The 17593-nt window shown below is 45.1% G+C and carries 14 protein-coding genes and 1 tRNA gene; 12 read left to right on the top strand and 3 right to left on the bottom strand.

Annotation, left to right across the window (positions count from 1 at the left end; genetic code table 11):
* The first annotated feature begins 145 nt into the window (after window positions 1-145).
* The 6 genes from QUA03_RS25310 to QUA03_RS25285 all read left to right on the top strand — a co-directional run bounded on the left by QUA03_RS25310 (window position 146) and on the right by QUA03_RS25285 (window position 6341).
* The gene (locus QUA03_RS25310) at window positions 146-1345 is read left to right on the top strand and encodes an amino acid ABC transporter permease (protein WP_333215995.1); all 1200 of its coding nucleotides are present in this window, start codon (window positions 146-148) and stop codon (window positions 1343-1345) included.
* A gap of 61 nt (window positions 1346-1406) precedes the next feature.
* Window positions 1407-2159, top strand: coding sequence for an amino acid ABC transporter ATP-binding protein (locus tag QUA03_RS25305; protein ID WP_333215993.1), 753 nt, complete (start codon window positions 1407-1409; stop codon window positions 2157-2159).
* A 116-nt stretch (window positions 2160-2275) separates the two neighbouring features.
* Complete coding sequence (gene uvrC / locus QUA03_RS25300; RefSeq protein WP_333215991.1) at window positions 2276-4294, top strand: excinuclease ABC subunit UvrC; 2019 nt, start codon at window positions 2276-2278, stop codon at window positions 4292-4294.
* 143 nt (window positions 4295-4437) lie between these two features.
* A tRNA-Gly gene (locus QUA03_RS25295) sits at window positions 4438-4508 on the top strand.
* A gap of 415 nt (window positions 4509-4923) precedes the next feature.
* On the top strand, window positions 4924-5601 hold the full coding sequence (locus tag QUA03_RS25290; RefSeq protein WP_333065673.1) for an actin-binding WH2 domain-containing protein: 678 nt from the start codon (window positions 4924-4926) through the stop codon (window positions 5599-5601).
* Between the two features lie 29 nt (window positions 5602-5630).
* Window positions 5631-6341, top strand: a complete 711-nt coding sequence (locus tag QUA03_RS25285) for a hypothetical protein (RefSeq protein WP_333215989.1) — start codon at window positions 5631-5633, stop codon at window positions 6339-6341.
* Window positions 6342-6534: 193 nt separating this feature from the next.
* Here QUA03_RS25285 and mutS read toward each other — a convergent pair whose 3' ends face one another.
* Window positions 6535-9162 (bottom strand): DNA mismatch repair protein MutS, encoded by a 2628-nt coding sequence (gene mutS, locus QUA03_RS25280; RefSeq protein ID WP_333215987.1) that lies wholly within the window; start codon window positions 9160-9162, stop codon window positions 6535-6537.
* Window positions 9163-9910: 748 nt separating this feature from the next.
* Between mutS and QUA03_RS25275 the strand changes: the two genes are divergently transcribed.
* The 4 genes from QUA03_RS25275 to QUA03_RS25260 all read left to right on the top strand — a co-directional run bounded on the left by QUA03_RS25275 (window position 9911) and on the right by QUA03_RS25260 (window position 13545).
* A complete protein-coding gene (locus QUA03_RS25275; protein ID WP_333215985.1) occupies window positions 9911-11077 on the top strand; it encodes a zinc-dependent alcohol dehydrogenase in 1167 nt (388 codons plus the stop codon).
* A gap of 27 nt (window positions 11078-11104) precedes the next feature.
* Window positions 11105-11314 carry an acetyltransferase gene (locus tag QUA03_RS25270; RefSeq protein WP_333215983.1) on the top strand — a complete coding sequence of 70 codons (210 nt, stop codon included), beginning with the start codon at window positions 11105-11107 and terminating at the stop codon, window positions 11312-11314.
* A gap of 367 nt (window positions 11315-11681) precedes the next feature.
* On the top strand, window positions 11682-12536 hold the full coding sequence (locus QUA03_RS25265; RefSeq protein ID WP_333215981.1) for a manganese catalase family protein: 855 nt from the start codon (window positions 11682-11684) through the stop codon (window positions 12534-12536).
* Between the two features lie 328 nt (window positions 12537-12864).
* Window positions 12865-13545, top strand: coding sequence for an HAD family hydrolase (locus tag QUA03_RS25260; protein WP_333215979.1), 681 nt, complete (start codon window positions 12865-12867; stop codon window positions 13543-13545).
* A 34-nt stretch (window positions 13546-13579) separates the two neighbouring features.
* Here QUA03_RS25260 and QUA03_RS25255 read toward each other — a convergent pair whose 3' ends face one another.
* Together QUA03_RS25255 and QUA03_RS25250 are read right to left on the bottom strand one after the other, a co-directional pair.
* Complete coding sequence (locus tag QUA03_RS25255) at window positions 13580-14740, bottom strand: AAA family ATPase (RefSeq protein WP_333215977.1); 1161 nt, start codon at window positions 14738-14740, stop codon at window positions 13580-13582.
* A gap of 120 nt (window positions 14741-14860) precedes the next feature.
* Window positions 14861-15661 carry an RNA ligase family protein gene (locus QUA03_RS25250; RefSeq protein WP_333215975.1) on the bottom strand — a complete coding sequence of 267 codons (801 nt, stop codon included), beginning with the start codon at window positions 15659-15661 and terminating at the stop codon, window positions 14861-14863.
* Between the two features lie 135 nt (window positions 15662-15796).
* Between QUA03_RS25250 and QUA03_RS25245 the strand changes: the two genes are divergently transcribed.
* Window positions 15797-16666 carry a prohibitin family protein gene (locus QUA03_RS25245; protein WP_333215973.1) on the top strand — a complete coding sequence of 290 codons (870 nt, stop codon included), beginning with the start codon at window positions 15797-15799 and terminating at the stop codon, window positions 16664-16666.
* A 235-nt stretch (window positions 16667-16901) separates the two neighbouring features.
* Complete coding sequence (locus QUA03_RS25240; protein WP_332982885.1) at window positions 16902-17321, top strand: peptidylprolyl isomerase; 420 nt, start codon at window positions 16902-16904, stop codon at window positions 17319-17321.
* Window positions 17322-17593: the final 272 nt, after the last annotated feature.

Here is a 17593-nt window from a genome sequence, read left to right as displayed (position 1 = left end):
TACACAATCATTCTGCCTATTCAGGACGGCGATGTCTGAGGGGTGAAACCCCTCAGACATTCGCCAACAGTCTCTTGGAAATCGCGTGTACACAAACAAAACCCGCCTACGCGGGTTAATAAAATATAGGATGGAAAACCGCTAGATGGAAACTCTCCCCATATTACCGCCCCCAGCCACCGAATCGTCTACCCCTTGGAATTGGGCGCGCAAAAACCTATTTAGTACCTGGTACAACAGCATTCTGACAGTAGTTTGCCTAATTATCGCCTTCCAAACTATTAAAGGAATTATCGTTTGGACAACAACAAAAGCTCAATGGCGCGTGTTAGAAGCTAACTTGCCACTATTTTTCGCCGGAAGATTTCCCCGCGACTCCTACTGGAGGCTGTGGATAGTAACGGCCATAATTGCCTTGTTGGGAGGATTAACTTGGGGAAACATTCAGCGGCAAGAACGTCTTTGGAATCCGCCTTTACTAATTATACTAGGTGCTGCGGTTGTGGGTGCGGTCATTTCGCCGATCGACCTAACCTCTCGCCTCTACCTCTTAGGAATTATTATCGCAGCCGCCTCCAGCTATGTCATCGGAAGGCAAATTTACCCAAAAATCATGGACTGGATGCCTGCAATTTGGGTTCTTTCCTTCCCAATAGTTTTGTGGTTAATTAAAGGCGGGTTGGGTTTGACAGAAGTGTCAACAAATGATTGGGGCGGTTTAGTATTGACCCTGTTTTTAGCAGTTATTAGTATTGTGCTTTCCTTTCCTTTGGGAGTATTGCTAGCACTCGGCAGACAAAGTTCTTTGCCAGTTGTAAGACTGTTATCAACCTTATACATTGAAATTATTCGGGGTTTACCATTAATTGGCATTTTGTTTTTAGGTCAAGTGATGCTGCAACTCTTCTTGCCGCCCGAATATCCGAAATTGGATAGAGTGATTAGAGCCATTGCTGGATTAACGTTATTTAGTGCAGCATACTTGGCGGAAAACGTGCGCGGTGGCTTGCAGGCCGTGCCTAGGGGACAAATAGAAGCAGCTAGGTCGATCGGACTCAATACACCCCTGCTTACAATTTTAATTGTACTGCCTCAAGCATTGCGAATAGTCATTCCGGCGATCGGCGGTCAATTCATCGGATTATTTATGGATACATCCCTGTTGTCTCTATTCGGAATGTTAGAATTAATCGGAATATCCCGCGCAGTTTTAGCAAATCCATCCTATATCGGCAGATACGCCGAAGTTTACATCTTCGTAGGCATCATTTATTGGATATTTTGCTACTCCATATCCCTAGCCAGTCGCAAAATAGAGCGAACATTAGGAGTAGGTCAAAGGTAAAAAAATATCTGCGTTCATCCGCGTTCATCAGCGCTCATCTGCGGTTAAAAAGTCAAAAATTATGGAAACTCAGCAAACAAGCCCAGAAAGAGTAATCGTAGCAGAAAACGTCCACAAATGGTACGGACAATTTCACGTACTGCGCGGCGTTAGCATGACCGTAGACCGGGGCGAAGTCGTTGTCGTGATGGGGCCATCGGGATCGGGAAAATCGACGTTTATTCGCACATTCAACGCCTTAGAAGAATACCAGCAAGGTAAAATTACGATCGACGGAATCGAACTTTCACACGACTTACGCAACATCGAGACAATTCGCCGCGAAGTAGGAATGGTGTTTCAGCAATTCAACCTGTTTCCCCACTTATCAGTCTTGCAAAACGTCATGCTAGCGCCGGTGTGGGTGCGCCGCTGGCCGAAGAAAAAAGCCGAAGAAGTGGCGATGCAATTGTTAGAAAGAGTGGGAATTTTGGAACAAGCAAAAAAATATCCCGGACAGTTGTCTGGAGGACAGCAGCAGCGGGTCGCTATTGCACGTTCTCTAGCAATGCAGCCTAAAATCATGCTGTTTGATGAACCGACATCAGCATTAGACCCGGAGATGGTGCGGGAAGTGTTAGATGTAATGCGAAATTTGGCTCAAACGGGAATTACAATGGTAGTAGTGACTCACGAAGTCGGGTTTGCGCGCGAAGTTGCCGATCGCATTGTGTTGATGGATGGCGGCGTTTTAGTTGAAGAAGCGAAGCCAGAAGAATTTTTTCAGAACCCGAAGGAAGAACGCACTCGCAAGTTTTTATCTCAGATATTGTAACAGATTTTCAAGTGTAGTCGCTGGGTTTGGCGACGGTAGCAGCCGTCAAACTAGACATAATTAAGGTAAAATAAAAGAGTGTACAATCAGTCTCTATTTTGCTGAGATAGCTTGCAATGCCATCCACAAAAACTCTGCCGTTAGTTAAAGACTCGGAACGCCTAGAAAGTCGCCTCAAAGAAATCCCGGCGGTTCCTGGTGTATATTTAATGCGAGACGAGAGCGATCGCATCCTTTACATCGGCAAATCAAAAAAACTCCGAAACCGCGTCCGTTCCTACTTCCGCGAAAGCCAAAATCTCAGTCCCCGCATCGCGATGATGGTGCAGCAAGTGCGCGAAATTGAATTCATCGCCACCGATACAGAAGCGGAAGCTTTAGCATTAGAAGCAAACCTCGTAAAACAGCACCAACCTTACTTTAATGTCCTCCTCAAAGATGATAAAAAATATCCTTATTTGTGCATCACTTGGTCGGAGGAATACCCGCGCATTTTTATCACCCGCAAACGCCGCGCCGGTAGTGCAAAAGACCGCTATTACGGCCCTTACGTCGATACAGGGGCGCTGCGGAGTACGCTACATTTAATTAAGCGAATTTTCCCCCTGCGGCAGCGCCCTCAACCGCTGTTTAAAGACCGTCCCTGTCTCAACTACGACATCGGGCGCTGCGTTGGCGTTTGTCAAGGCTTAACTTCGCCGGAGGAATACCGAAAAATCATCCAAAAAGTAGCGATGATTTTCCAGGGAAGGACTCAGGAATTGCTCGATATTTTAGAACCCCAAATGGAAGAGGCAGCCGAAGATTTAAACTTTGAAACTGCGGCGCGCATTCGCGACCAAATTAAGGGTTTGCAGTCTTTAAGTGCGGGTCAAAAAGTCTCTTTGCCAGACGATACGGTTTCCAGAGATGCGATCGCACTTGCGGCCGACACCCAGCACGCTTGCGTTCAATTGTTTCAAATTCGCGCTGGTCAATTGGTCGGAAGATTGGGATTTATGGCGGAAATACCTCCCCAACCCCCCCTTGCAAAGGGGGAGCAAGAGTTATCTCAACTTTCTATTTCCTCCCCCCCTTGGCAAGGGGGGGAACGAGGGGGGGTAGAGGCCGGAGCGATTTTGCAGCGAGTGTTGGAAGAACACTATCAAAATGTCGAATCTGTAGAAATTCCCAGCGAAATTTCAGTGCAGTACGAATTGCCAGAAGCGGAAATATTAGCAGATTGGTTGAGCAATCGTAAGGGGCGAAAAGTTACGATTTTGACGCCACAGCGGCAAACTAAGGCAGAATTGATTGAGATGGTGGAACGCAATGCTGAGTATGAATTGGCGAGAATGCAAAGATTGAGCGATCGCAATTCTCAAGCAATGGAAGATTTAGCAGAAATTCTCGATTTGCCAGAAGTTCCTCGCCGCATTGAAGGTTACGATATTTCTCACATTCAAGGTTCTGACGCCGTAGCTTCCCGCGTCGTATTTATTGACGGTTTGCCGGCTAATCAACACTACCGCCATTACAAAATTAAAAATCCTGAAATTAAATCGGGTCATTCTGATGATTTTGCTAGTTTAGCAGAAGTTATCGGTCGCCGATTCCGAGGAGTGAAGGAAGAAGAAAGAGGGAAGATGGAAGATGGATTTAGCCAGTTAGAAGAACCGGAAAAACTCAGCAATTTATCCTCCGTTTCTCATACTATCTCCGACAAACCCGACTTAATTATGATAGATGGTGGCAAAGGTCAACTGTCAGCTGTTGTGGCTGTTTTGCGGGAGATGAATTTGCTAGAAGAGTTGCGCGTTGTCAGTTTGGCAAAGCAGCGAGAGGAGATATTTTTGCCGGGGGAATCTTTGCCGCTGCCAACTAATTCTGAGCAGCCTGGGGTACAATTATTGCGCCGGGTGCGGGATGAGGCGCACAGGTTTGCTGTGAGTTTTCACCGGGATCGAAGAAGCGAGAGAATGAAGCGATCGCGCCTTGATGAAATTCCCGGATTGGGACACCACCGACAAAAACAATTGTTGGCACATTTTCGGTCGATCGACTATCTCCGTTTAGCGACTCCCGAACAGTTGGCAGAAGTTTCTGGGATTGGCCCGCGTCTGGCGCAGCAAATTTACGATTATTTCCACCCGTAAAGTCTTACCCTGCATGGGAGACGGGGATTGTAGGCGCGATCGGGTCGCAAGTCCCGATTCAGCCAGCGGGAGGGAGGTATTCAAAAATTTTGCACAGGCCTATTGCAATTCCCAGAGACGTGTGGTATGTTTAGTTTCTGTGCGCGGGCATAGTTTAGTGGTAAAACTTTAGCCTTCCAAGCTAACTATGCGGGTTCGATTCCCGCTGCCCGCTTACGCCTACAAAAACCTCAAACCAACTAGAAATCAACGGTTTGAGGTTTTTTATTGCTGCTTTTTGCGCTTTGTCATGGCTCAAGTTGACTAGAAATTGACTAGAAATTGGATACAAAATGACTACGATTTGACTACGGAACGACCAAACTGAGTATCAAATGACTACCCCATCGCCCTTTGTGGAGACAATTTGGAGACGAATGAATACAAATTGAATACAAAGCATAACTGTATTCAGTTTGAGCCGTTTAGCTTTGCAAGTATCTCTCAAAACGCCTCCACCTCTCAGCTTGTGGTGAGCTGGGTACAAGAATAATGGGTTAACATAGAGTGCCCTGATTTGACAAGCTTGCCGAGCGCACTCAGCTTGAGTTATGACTGATTCGGAGTCGCATCAGTCACAAGGAGAACCCGTGAAATATTTTTCAGTAGTAATGTATTTGCTACGGGAACGGCAACAGTTTCTCGAAGAAATTCGCCAAGGTGTCAAGCTCAAATCTAAAATTTTCGGTTTGTTGATTTCTAGTACCGTATTTTTTGGCATTTACGGAGCAATATTAGGTGCCTCTAGTACGTGGATGCAATGTCTGGTTTCAGCAATTAAGTTGCCAGCACTTTACTTGCTGACGCTGATTATCTGCTTTCCCACACTGTACTTTTTTAATGTCATGTTTGGTTCAAAACGAACTTTTGAGCAGTATTTGACATTGTTGATGACAGCGATGGCGATGATTAGCGTTTTGCTGTTTGGATTTGCACCTGTTAGTTTGTTTTTCCTCATAAGCAGTACCAATTACAATTTTTATCTGTTGCTGAATGTTGCTATAATGGCAATCACAGGATTTTTGGGAGTAAGTTTCATTTATCAAGGAATGCACTTTCTGTCAGAACAAGATGCGGAAGGCAAAGACATCAGGCTAAATATTTTGCGCTTTTGGTTGGGACTTTATGCGTTTGTTGGGACTCAGTTGGGATGGACGCTGAGACCATTTTTGGGGTCGCCGGGAATGGCTTTTCAACTGTTCCGAGACCGAGAAAGCAATTTTTATATGAGTCTGTGGCAATCAATTATGTCTCTGGGAGGATCGTAATTAATCCCAATTAAAGGAGATTTTGAAGAGTGATACAAGCGGATTTGGAACAGTTAAAAATTTCTGAGAAGGAGTTGGAGGATTTGAGCGGAATAGCTTTGAGCGACGGTTTTGCAGCAGATTTTTACAGACCTGCTGCACTCCGGGACGGCAAAAAGCTGTTTTCTATTTTGGTGAATGAGTTGCTGATATTTTGCGTGACATTAGTTGTTTCGCTGCCTGTTGCTTTACTGGCTAATAAACATAATGTTGGTTTATTTAGCGATTCAGACATATTTGTCCGTGTTTTACAACTAACTTTGGGTTGGTCGCTGGCGATTACTGTTGCTTGGAATGTCTATAAATGGGTTAAGGCAAAACCTCTGGCAACGCTAGCGGGTCTGCTGGATGAAGTTGAGAAGTATCATGAGGTGATTCAGGCTTTAGATATTATCGATCGCCTAACGGATGCTGGCAATTTACAAGCCAATTTAATTAACCGAGGAGATGCAATTGAAGCATTAAAAATCACTAGAGAAAGTTTAGTCTGTGCTTTGAAAACAGAAAAAATTCTCAGAGAAAATCAGCAGTTTATCGGTCGCCGTTACGAGCTATTTGCTAATATTGAAAGTAATTTAGCTGCTTTGATGGCGGTGGATGTGAGCGATCGGGCGACTGAATATGGCCGATTGCTAAATGAGGCTTTGGAAATTGGGATGAGCGTACACAAAGAGGTAAGAAAGTTGCAAAATGGACGTTAGAGTTGTTGCAGCGTTCCTGGTTTGTTGTAAAAGTAGTAACTGAGATATTGCACCATGCTCAAGAACAGGCAGGATGCCTGTGCCACAAAAATTTAATTTTCTTGTGGGGTGGGCATCCTGTCCGCCCCTGAAAGGCTTATTGAAAATGGTGCAATATATAAGTTACTACAAACTTTTTTTACCACCGGAAATTTCAATCATCAAAAATATCCAACTGTTCGCCATCAGACTCTTTTTTACCATTTTTTTTAACACCCTTTCTTAGCCCGATCGCAATTTTGCTATGTTTCTCAATCTGCTTCATCACCTGTCTCGCCCTGTCAATCACCGACGGCGGCAAACCGGCCAATCTCCCCGCTTCAATTCCGTAAGATTTGTCAGCACCTCCCGGCTGAACTTGGTGCAAGAATACGATTTGATCCGGCAACTCTTTCACTGTAACCTGATAATTTGCGACATTATCTAAAATAGAAGCTAACTCATTTAACTCGTGATAGTGAGTCGCAAAAATTGTCCGCGCCCGAATCTCAGTTGCTAAATATTCTGCCACAGACCAAGCAATCGAAAGTCCGTCAAAGGTTGCCGTTCCTCTGCCAATTTCATCTAATAAAACCAATGATTGCGGCGTCGCATGATTGAGAATATTTGCAGTTTCGTTCATTTCCACCATAAACGTAGACTGACCAGTTGCCAAATCATCTACTGCCCCGACGCGGGTAAAAATACGATCGCAAATTCCCAAACTCGCAGCTTTCGCCGGCACATAACTGCCCATCTGCGCCATTAACTGGATCAAACCCACCTGCCGCAAGTAGCAGCTTTTCCCGCTAGCATTCGGCCCGGTTAAAATAATTAAATCTGGGCGGTTTAGCGATTCTTCCCGGCCCAAAAAAGCAGAATTAGGTACAAAAAATCCCGGCGGCAAAGACTTTTCCACCACAGGATGACAACCTTCAATAATTTTAATTTCCCGACTTTCTGTCATAGTTGGGCGGCAGTAATTCTGGTAAACTGCTACTTCTGCTAAACCGCACAAAACATCGACCGCCGCCACGGCGCGGGAAACGTTGCGAATAATTTCGGCGTGTTCTCCTACCTCCGATCGCACTTTAGCAAAAATATCGTATTCCAATTGATTTAAATCTTCCCGCGCTGTCAGAATTCGCACTTCCCTTTCTTTTAATTCTTCAGTGCTATAACGTTCTTCATTGGTGAGAGTTTGCTTGCGGGTGTAGTCCTTCGGCACTTGGTCTACTTTCGATTTGGTAATGCTAATGTAATAGCCGAAAGCTTTATTGTAGCCAACTTTTAGATTAGAAATTCCGGTACGTTTTCTCTCAGTTGCTTCTAAATTTGCAATCCATTCTTGGTCTGCTGATGCAGTGTGGCGCATTTCATCTAGCATGGGATTGATTCCCGATCGAATCAAACCTCCTTCTTTTAAATGAATCGGCGGTTCATCAACTAAATGAGCGTGAATTTTACTTGCTAATTCTTCGAGAATTGGCGGTACATTTTGCAGCGCTTTCAAATAGGGCGATCGCCCTTGGGCTGCGATCGAGGCTAATTCCGGCAGTTTCGAGAGAGAATCAGCTAAAGCAACCAAATCCCGCGCGCTAGCTGTTCCAGAACCCGCGCGGCCTGTCAGTCTTTCGATGTCGTAAATTTGGCGCAGCAACTGCTGAAAATCTTGGCGCAGACCGTTATTTTCTACTAATTCTTGGATCGTGTCGTGTCTAGCGCTAATGCCTTTAATGTTGAGCAAAGGTTGCAGAACCCAGCGGCGCAAAGCGCGGCCTCCCATTGCGGTGCTGGTTTTGTCTATCGCCCACAGCAGCGAACCGTGAAAAACCCCATCTCTCACTGTTTGAGTAATTTCGAGATTGCGGCGGGTTTGGTAGTCGAGTATGAGAAAATCGGTGAGAGTGTAAGTGTGCAATCTTTGCAAAGAAACTGCTTTTTCCTTTTGAGTCTCTTCGAGATATTGCAACAAACCGCCGGCGGCGCGCACTGCGAGGGGCAAATGACCGCATCCCATACCTTCAAGCGATCGCACTTTGAATTTTTGCAGGATTCTCTGTTTTGCTTCGGGCAAAGTAAACGGAATTTGCGATCGCAAAGAATAGCAAAACGAATTCGGCAAACAATCGGGCAAATGCTCTGATTTCTCTCCGGGTCTCAACATAGTCACCAAATCCGGCGCATTAGTCGGTACCAAGACTTCCGAAGGCTGCAAGCGCAGCAATTCAAGGGTTAATTGTTCTAAAGTGTCTGCTTGGGTAGTGACGAATTCTCCCGTAGAAATATCTGTATAAGCCAATCCCCAATGTTCCCCGGCTATCACAATTGCTGCTAAAAAATTATTTTGCCTGGGTTTGAGCATTCCGTCATCAGTCAAGGTTCCTGGAGTGAGAATGCGGGTAATTTCTCGCTTGACTTGACGACCTTCTTTAGCAGCAATCGAGGCATCTTCAACTTGATCGCAAACTACCACAGCATACCCTTTTTCTACTAACATTGAAGTGTAGCGATCGAGGGCGTGGTGCGGCACTCCTGTCATCGGCACTCTGCCAATTTCCTTGCCGCTTTCTTTGCTAGTACAAACAAGTTCTAATTCCTGCGAAATAGTAACTGCATCTTGGAAAAAACACTCAAAGAAATCTCCAACTCGAAACAATAAAAGTGCGTGGGGATACTGTTCTTTCACTTCCACATACCGCTGCATCATCGGCGTCAGCTTGGTGAATTCTAGTAGGCGGTGGTCGGCATTGCGGATGTTGGGTTGAGTGGGGTCTGTTGGGGTAGATGCAGTGTAAGGCATAAAAGGCGATCGATAAATTTTAATCTTTAACAACTTTAGCGCAAGCTCGGCTTTTAGCTATAACTAATGATACAATATTTGACGATTAATCCTCCTTAAGCAGGGTGCGTGATTCTCAATATTGGTGAAGAGTGTTGAGCGATACGAAACTCACGCATCCTACTTAATAATCGATCAACCCGCTTTTACTTGAGAGGTTTTAGGTCAATACTTATCTAATGTGAGTCAAAACAGCCGCTCCAGTGAGACTTAGGGCGGATATTTTATCTATTGTGAGAGAATAGCAATCGCCGAGCGACAAAAACAATCTCAGCTATGTAGTTGTTAGCTGTTATAGCAGATGTTGAAGGAAGAAAGAAGAAGGAAGAAGGAAAAAGAAAAAAGGCTTTAGTTATCTAGGAGAGAAGGAAAAAGGCTTTAGTTATCTATGAGAAAAGGAAGAAGCAATCTTCGGCAACGGTTTCAGCAATTAAGAACGTTCTAAAAGTCGGGTGCGGTTGCTATAACTGTTGGGGCTTAACAGAAGAATGTGAAATCTCCCGCACTTTAGCCTGGGGAGAAACTTTACATTTTTGTTATTGAAAACAGCCGGAAGATAGATTTGTAAATTATACCTTGGATAGAGATAAAATATATTTTATATGCTTAAAATTAAAGAAATCCAAGTTAGTAATTAATCGGCGTAGTAATTTTAAGATTCACAATCAAAAATCTGCTAGCTAGTAGTTAACTAGAGGAGAACGAAATAATGAAAGCTCTTTGCTGGCACGGAGCAAATGATGTGCGAGTTGATAATGTACCAGACCCAACAATTATCAACCCGCGCGATGCAATAGTTAAAATCACGTCTACAGCAATCTGCGGCTCAGATTTGCACCTCTACGATGGCTTCATCCCGACAATGCAATCGGGCGACATCATGGGGCACGAATTCATGGGGGAAGTAGTCGAACTCGGCAGCCAAGTCAAGAACTTAAAAAAGGGCGATCGCGTCGTCATTCCTTTTACTATTTCTTGCGGCAGTTGCTTCTTTTGCAACCGCGATTTGTGGTCGCTGTGCGACAACTCCAACCCCAATGCTGGGCTGGCTGAAAAAATGTTCGGTCATTCCCCGGCGGGACTGTTTGGCTACTCACATTTAACGGGCGGCTATGCAGGAGGCCAAGCAGAATACGCGCGGGTTCCGTTTGCAGATGTCGGCCCTTTAAAAATTCCCGACGGACTTTCGGACGAACAAGTATTGTTCCTCACCGATATCTTTCCTACTGGTTACATGGCGGCCGAAAACTGCGACATTCAGCCGGGGGATACTGTAGCAGTTTGGGGATGCGGGCCAGTCGGGCAATTTGCGATCAGAAGCGCGTTTATGCTGGGGGCCGATCGAGTAATTGCGATCGACCGCGTACCGGAACGCTTGCAAATGGCGGCCGCGGCCAAAGCTGAAGTCATCAATTACGAAGAAATAGACGCCGGGGAAGCCGTCACCGAAATGACGGGGGGACGCGGACCCGACTCTTGCATCGACGCGGTGGGAATGGAAGCCCACGGCACCGGTCTCGACGCTTTGTACGACAAAGCCAAGCAAGCCGTGCGGTTGGAGAGCGATCGACCTACGGCCCTGCGACAAGTAATCGTCGCGTGTCGCAAGGGTGGCACAGTGTCAATTCCCGGCGTTTACGGTGGCTTCGTTGACAAAGTGCCATTAGGTGCAGCTTTCAACAAAGGCTTGACCATGAAAATGGGACAGACGCACGTTCACCGCTATTTGCGGCCTTTGCTCGATCGCGTTCAAAAAGGCGAAATTGACCCGTCATTCGTAATTACGCACCGAATGAAATTGGATGAAGCGCCCCACGCCTACGACATTTTCAAAAACAAAAAAGACAACTGCATCAAAGTTGTCCTCAAACCCTAACTCGCATTTACCCTTCACGGAGAAACTATGCTTTTACAAGAAAAAGAATCAGGCGACTTGATTGAAATCCTCGATGTAGATGCTTTAATCAGCCCTACAAAACAAGAAGTGTCGGGAAAAAATCAAGCTGGTCAAGAAGAGCAAGAGAAAGCAACTTTTCCAAAAAGTAATTTAGTCTTTCCTTCCGGTGAAACTCTGCCGCGTTGCTGGACTGAGGAAAATTATCAAACTCATTGATTCCCCTGATTCTTCCAATCCCCCTTAACAAGGAGGATTGGAAGGTAGGGGATGGACACAGCACATAAGTGTCCGCTTAACCCGAAAAACTGCTCTCCGATAGGGGTTAAAACCCCTGCACGAGGGTGGTTTTGACGTATTTTTTGACAGCCGGAGGGTACAGCGCTGTGGTTGTTTCAATAGAATGTACGATCGACCAAATTTAAGAGAGTCTTAGTTCGCGACCGCGACAAACTGCATTAAACTAAAGTGATAAAGATAACCGGGCTTGATTTAATTTCTTTATGACTAAAAGCTGATTCCCCTCCATCGGTGGCAGCGTTACAAATAATGAAACTTGTTCAAAACACCCTGGGAGGAATTCCCCATGTTTTACCATAAGAAGCCACTACAGTATTACAAAAGACCAGAAAAGCCAGATGCCGTTTACGCCAAGAAAATACAAGAACTAATTGGCGGTACATTTGGCGAAATGACTGTGATGATGCAGTATCTATTTCAAGGTTGGAACTGCCGAGGCCCAGCCAAATATCGCGATATGTTGCTTGATGTCGGTACAGAAGAAATCGGGCATATCGAGATGTTAGCAACTATGATTGCTCACTTGTTAGATAAAGCTCCTGTATCTATGCAAGAAGATGGTTTCAAGGATGCTGTGGTGGGTGCTGTGATGGGTGGAAACAGCCCGCGAGATGCGATCGCCGCCAGCATGAATCCGCAGCACGCAATTGTATCGGGTTTGGGCGCACTTCCTAGCGACAGCGTAGGGTATCCCTGGAACGGCCGTTATATCGTTGCTAGCGGCAATCTTTTAGCAGATTTTCGCTCGAATTTGCACGCCGAATCGCAAGGAAGATTGCAGGCTGTGCGGATGTATGAAATGTCAGACGATCCGGGCGTGAAAGACACCCTGAGTTTTATGATCGCCCGCGACACGATGCACCAAAATTTGTGGCTGGCGGCGATCGAAGATTTAGAAAGTTCGGGAATGGAAACAACACCCGTTCCGAGTTCCTTCCCGCAGGAGTTGGAAAAATCAGAATTTGCTTATCAGTTTTGGAATCATTCTGAAGGTTCCGAAAGTAGCGAGGGACGCTGGGCGAAAGGCAAATCAATGGACGGCAAAGGCGAGTTTGAATATGTAGCCAATCCCCAACCGTTAGGGCCAGAACCAGTACCGCCGCCGCCCGAACCAAAATTGCACGCCAGTGGCATGAAATAGGCAATCAAAAAGTTAATATAGCCTTTCTCAGTAACATGAGGTACCCGACGTGCATAGGGCATAGGGCATAGGGCATAGGGCATAGGGCATACCTCACGACGCTTGAGAACCGCTATAGTAAGGTTCTCAGTCCCCGATTGACTAATTAAGTAATTAAGGACTAACGTCCTTATTACTAACCTCAGAAAAAACTAAACTTCTTACTACTAACCACAGGTTAGTAGTAAGAAGTTTATTCGCTGATTGGCTAATTAATTAGTTAAAAAGTGAAGTTTTTAGTACAAATCAGGTTTTGGCAAGAAGTCTAATAAGTAAGAGCAAATAACTTATGCAATTGCAAGCAGTAATTCTCGATATTGACGGTACTCTGACGCTCAGCAATGACGCCCACGCTCAAGCTTGGGTAGAGGCATTTGCGGCTTACGGCTACGAGGTGCCGTTCGAGAAAGTTCGCCCGCTAATTGGGATGGGAGGCGACAAAGTTATACCCAAAATGGTATCAGGACTTTCCGACGAAGCAGGCGACGGGGAAAAGATTGCACAGCGGCGCAAAGAACTGATTATTAACCGCTTTTCTCCCGATCTTTCACCAACCCCCGGTTCGCGGGATTTGGTGTTAAAAATGCAGAAAGAAGGATTGCGGTTAATTATTGCTACTTCAGCTACCACTGAAGAACTTTCCGGTTTGCTGAAAGCTGCACAAGTTGACGATTTATTGGATCAAGCCACGACATCTAGCGATGCGGAAGCTTCTAAACCGGAACCGGATATTGTGGAAGCTGCTTTGAGAAAATTGCAGATGGAAGCGAGTCAGACTGTGATGTTAGCTGATACTCCTTACGATATCGAAGCTGCGGGCAAGTGCGGGGTGCCAGTAATTGCTTTTCGGTGCGGAGGTTTCGATGATGCTTCGCTGGCAAATGCTGCGGAAATTTACGATCACCCTGCTGATTTGTTGGCGCATTATGACGATTCTATTTTAGGGAAAAAGGAATTAGTAGCGCGTTGAAGTAATACGGGCGCTAGCGGGTGGATTGCCACTATTAAGCGCGATCGCTTACAATCCACTCTACCTGATGCGCTTCTGTGATATCTGGAATATCCAGGCGATCGGCTAATTTTTGAATCACTGCTTCTGGGACTGGGGCAGTGCGGGAACGGTTGCGCTCCTGTATTTCTGCGATCGGTACTTCGATGTAAACAATGCGAATACGCGCTTTGTAAGCAGCAAACAAATCAATTAATTGCTGCCGCATTTGTTTGGTTGTATTCGTGGCGTTCCACACAAAAGAAGTTCCCGATCGCAAATATTCCTTAGCTCTTTGTTTTGCTTTCTCTACAACATCACTTTGGTTTTTTTCCGGCGATATATTCATCTCCAACCTCAGCGCATCTAAAGAAATTATAGGCAAATTGGGCAGGTTTTCTCTAATCCAATAATCTTTGCCACTTCCGGGCAAACCCGACATCAAAACAACTTCGCATTTTGTATCGTCAAACATTTCAGCATCGGGGTTGCCGTTGTCTTTGCGGAAGTAGATAAATCGGCTGTGTGCTGAGGGGAATTGTCGAGGAGTATCCAAACAATTATTTTCTTGACAAAACTCCCGAAATAGTTCTATTTTATCAAGCAGTTCTTGTCTGTCGGCGCAGTGGCGGCCGCGCACGTCTGCTTCGGCTAAAAGTGCGAGGAAATCGCAGCGGACAACTTGACTGACTTTAATTACAGACTGTTGGGGGTTGGGTTTGTCGATTAGCCAGATGGGTAAACTGCCGAATTGGACGATCGCCACCACTGTTTCGCGAATCTCAAACTGCACAGGTGGGTCGAATTGAGATAAAATTTGTCTGACCATTCTCGCACCTTGGCGGGCGTGACCTTTTGAGCTAATTCTGCCGTCGGCTTCTATTTTTGTAAAGGCTGGTTTGGCGACATCATGCAGCAAAGCGGCGACAAAAAGTATCGATCGTTCTTGCACGGGTAATTGACGCCAATTTGGGGATGAGATTAATGCTTCGCAGACCATTTTGGTATGAATTAAAACGTCTCCTTCGGCGTGGTAAATCGGGTCTTGCTGACAGCCTTTTAAGTTTTGAATCCAATCGAAATGATTTTGAATGCTGTCCCAATCCAGGAACCAATCGGGGGGTTCGGGACAAAAGGGAAAAGTCCAAGTTGGGGATTGTGATAATACAGCAGTCATGGCTTCACCTGTTTGTTAATATGGTAAGGTGTGAAATTAGCACCTTTATTTTTTAGTTTGTTCGAGAGGGACGAAAATTTGAGTATTAGCGCTTTTAACCGCAGATTTTTATAATAGCTATTACATAAGCCCTGTGAAATTAAATAAATCTGCACCGGGACGCAGAATATTTGGTATAATTGGGCGATTGAGCCAATGTCCTTCGGCATTTTTAATAGCAGTCAAAAAACTGGCACGCACGTACTTGTAACGCGCCTTTACTATGCCATCTTCTTCTACTTTAAGGTACAGCCCCTCCATGCGATCGCTCTTGTCAGTCTCTTTCAAGCATCGTTCTTCATCTAATCCCAATTCCCCGCAGTACCAACGCAACCGTTCCAAATGTCCGGATTGAATAAAATTAGATTTTCCCATAAACTGCATCATGTGCTTGGGAGATGTCAGCACTCCAGAAAACAGCACGGGAACGGACACTAACGGCAGTCCACTTAACAACTTGCGCCGGGATTCTGTACTCAGAAATTGACGGGTTTCTAAGTCCAGCACATCGTATTCCATAAAATAGTGTGGCAAAAAATCATAAAAAACAGTGTGTTTGGCATACAGCCATTCGCCGTAAAGAATGTAGCGATTTCCCAGCACTTCTCCCAGGGATCCGCTGAGACTAAAAGCCCACTGTTTGAATAAGTTAAAATGTTTTTCCCTCGGCCCGCCGGTGAGATAGTGGCCGCGACTTTGCAGCAGCATTTGTCCATCTGGTGCAAAGCTGATGCCTGTATTAGCGCCGTCTACCTTTTCTTCAATCACTGTCGGGCGATCGCTCAGGGCGCTAAATGGCACGCTGTCGAGGTCTTCATCACCCGGTTGGAAACGCGAACCTTCGATATGATAAGTTCTAGGATATTTAACAATTTTGAGCATTAGCCCATCCATTGTAGATTGGATATTTCAGAGGCAACCCCATCCATTTTAGATTATAATTTTAGATTTTAGAATTTAGATGCACCCCAATCTATTTAACCATTATAATGGAATGAGCACAAAGGAGCGTGTAAGTTGAAAACTCAAAATTTCCAGAGCATATCATCAGCAATCGCTGGGGTTCTATTAGTAGGCGCGCTACTCATCGGTTTAAACTCTTTTGTCGTCATTAATCCAGGCGAAGCAGGGGTAGTCAGTGTTTTAGGAAAAGCCACAGATGGAGCATTGTTAGAGGGGTTTCACCTCAGACCCCCGCTAATATCCAAGGTAGATGTGTACGATGTAACAGTGCAAAAATTTGAAGTTCCCGCCCAGAGTGCTACTAAAGACCTTCAGGATTTAAATGCTAGTTTTGCGATCAATTTTCGCCTCGACCCTGAGAAAATAGTTGATGTCCGAAGGACTCAAGGAACTTTGGAGAATATAGTGTCAAAAATTATTGCTCCTCAGACGCAAGAAGCATTTAAAACAGCGGCTGCACTGAGAACTGCCGAACAATCTATTACTCAAAGAAGTGAACTGAAGCGAGACTTTGATACTGCGCTAAAAGAAAGGCTATCAAAGTATGATGTAATCGTACTCGATACGAGCGTTGTTAACATTCGATTTTCCACAGATTTTGCGAAAGCGGTTGAGGAGAAACAGGTTGCTGAACAGCGAGCGCAAAGGGCTGTTTATGTGGCTCAGGAAGCAGAACAACAGGCTCAAGCTGACATTAACCGTGCTCAAGGTAGAGCTGAAGCTCAAAGACTTTTGGCTGAAACTTTGAAGGCTCAGGGCGGCGATTTAGTGCTGCAAAAAGAGGCGATCGAAGCTTGGAGAAGCGGCGGGGCTCAGATGCCAAAAGTGCTGGTTATGGGCGCAGGTTCGAGTCGGGTTCCTTTCATTTTTAATATGAACGATATTCAGGAAGAACCCGATCGCCCGCAAGTGACCAACAATTAAAATATGACAGAAGGTAACAAACCCGGTGTCTCAGAAAATATTGGGTTTGCTAACCAGAAATCTCGCAATAAACCGGGTTTCCTCAGAAAGCACACATAAGTCCTATGAGAGTTGCCGGAATATGCTACACTTCTGAAAGCCACAATATAACGACAGTTTGAATCTGTCGCTATAAAAGCGAAGTCCGCAATTAACACGCAGGCAACACACTCATTTTAGGAAGCAAGGAAAAATCATGACCCGCGCTATTATGGAAACCGACAAAGGCACAATCAATTTGGAATTGTTTGATGCGGATGCGCCTAACACAGTGAAGAATTTTGTTGACTTGGCGGAAAAAGGTTTTTACGATGGATTGGCTTTTCACCGAGTCATTCCTAACTTTATGATTCAAGGTGGCTGTCCAAAAGGTAATGGAACTGGCGGCCCCGGCTACAAAATCAAGTGCGAAATCAACTCCAACAAACATTTGGCAGGAACTTTATCGATGGCTCACGCAGGTAAAGATACGGGTGGCAGCCAATTCTTTATTTGCCATTCTCCCCAGTCTCATTTAGATGGAGTACACACAACTTTTGGCAAAACTGAGGATATGTCAGTCGTCAATGCTATCCGCCAAGGTGACAAGATTATTTCGCTCAAAATTGAGCATTAATTTCCAGTAATTAGTTGTGTTTGTAGTAAGGACGAAGAGTCCTTATTGCAAACACAACTTGTGAAAATAAAGAGCTTTAAAATATAAAACTTATGACCAATAATTTCTTGATGGTACCCGCCACGTGATTTATCCGTGGAATCAATCGAAAATCCAAAATCCTTGCATCCTCAAGCCCCCGGATTTATCCGTGGTGTCAATCTAAAATCTAAAATCTAAAATCTAAAATCTAAAATCTAAAATCTAAAATCTAAAATCTAAAATCTAAAATC

This window comes from Microcoleus sp. S36b_A4, from assembly GCF_036700645.1.
Lineage (GTDB): Bacteria > Cyanobacteriota > Cyanobacteriia > Cyanobacteriales > Microcoleaceae > Microcoleus.
This window is presented reverse-complemented; position numbering and strand designations above follow the sequence as displayed.

What these genes read in the sequence shown, in the direction of transcription:
- QUA03_RS25310 (WP_333215995.1), top strand. Translation starts at nt 146, where the DNA reads ATGGAAACTCTCCCCATATTACCGCCCCCAGCCACCGAATCGTCTACC.
- uvrC (WP_333215991.1), top strand. Translation starts at nt 2,276, where the DNA reads ATGCCATCCACAAAAACTCTGCCGTTAGTTAAAGACTCGGAACGCCTA.
- QUA03_RS25240 (WP_332982885.1), top strand. Translation starts at nt 16,902, where the DNA reads ATGACCCGCGCTATTATGGAAACCGACAAAGGCACAATCAATTTGGAA.
- QUA03_RS25275 (WP_333215985.1), top strand. Translation starts at nt 9,911, where the DNA reads ATGAAAGCTCTTTGCTGGCACGGAGCAAATGATGTGCGAGTTGATAAT.
- QUA03_RS25255 (WP_333215977.1), bottom strand. Translation starts at nt 14,740, where the DNA reads ATGACTGCTGTATTATCACAATCCCCAACTTGGACTTTTCCCTTTTGT.
- QUA03_RS25270 (WP_333215983.1), top strand. Translation starts at nt 11,105, where the DNA reads ATGCTTTTACAAGAAAAAGAATCAGGCGACTTGATTGAAATCCTCGAT.
- QUA03_RS25250 (WP_333215975.1), bottom strand. Translation starts at nt 15,661, where the DNA reads ATGCTCAAAATTGTTAAATATCCTAGAACTTATCATATCGAAGGTTCG.
- QUA03_RS25260 (WP_333215979.1), top strand. Translation starts at nt 12,865, where the DNA reads ATGCAATTGCAAGCAGTAATTCTCGATATTGACGGTACTCTGACGCTC.
- mutS (WP_333215987.1), bottom strand. Translation starts at nt 9,162, where the DNA reads ATGCCTTACACTGCATCTACCCCAACAGACCCCACTCAACCCAACATC.
- QUA03_RS25305 (WP_333215993.1), top strand. Translation starts at nt 1,407, where the DNA reads ATGGAAACTCAGCAAACAAGCCCAGAAAGAGTAATCGTAGCAGAAAAC.
- QUA03_RS25265 (WP_333215981.1), top strand. Translation starts at nt 11,682, where the DNA reads ATGTTTTACCATAAGAAGCCACTACAGTATTACAAAAGACCAGAAAAG.